Origin of the sequence: Vibrio sinensis, assembly GCF_003605645.1 — a bacterium.
Lineage (GTDB): Bacteria > Pseudomonadota > Gammaproteobacteria > Enterobacterales > Vibrionaceae > Vibrio > Vibrio sinensis.
The window spans coordinates 1-453 of sequence record NZ_QVMU01000163.1 but is presented as its reverse complement, the minus strand read 5'-3'; the positions used below and the strand labels follow the sequence as shown (position 1 = coordinate 453).

The window sequence follows — 453 nt, the reverse complement described above, 5'->3', positions numbered from 1 at the left end:
GCATACTGACCCGCGACGACCATTTTGCGCAGGTCACCTTTATCTGCCGCCACTCATAAGGCGGCGTCCACAGAAAGGATTTCCAGCCCCCGTGCTCTTCCAGAAACGACTCCAGTACCGTGGCCTCCTCACGGGGGACAGAAAGCGTCACGCTGTACGTTTTCAGGTTGGCATTCAGCCCGGCAGGCGCTCGCTGAGAATAGCCATCACCAAAGCGCACCTTTCTTACAGAAGGGACCGAAGCCACATCCATACCGGGTTTCACTTTCCAGCGGAAGGTCTTCATCGTCCACCTCCGGAGAACAGGCCACCATCACGCATCTGTGTCTGAATTTCATCACGGGCACCCTTGCGGGCCATGTCATACACCGCCTTCAGAGCAGCCGGACCTATCTGCCCGTTCGTGCCGTCGTTGTTAATCACCACATGGTTATTCTGCTCAAACGTCCCGGA

At 56.7% G+C, this 453-nt stretch carries 1 protein-coding gene; it reads right to left on the bottom strand.

What is annotated here, in order from left to right; all coding sequences use genetic code 11:
- The coding region (locus tag DZ860_RS24075; protein ID WP_047621418.1) for a phage tail protein at nucleotides 1-286 on the bottom strand (286 nt) is incomplete at its 3' end.
- Nucleotides 287-453 lie beyond the last annotated feature (167 nt).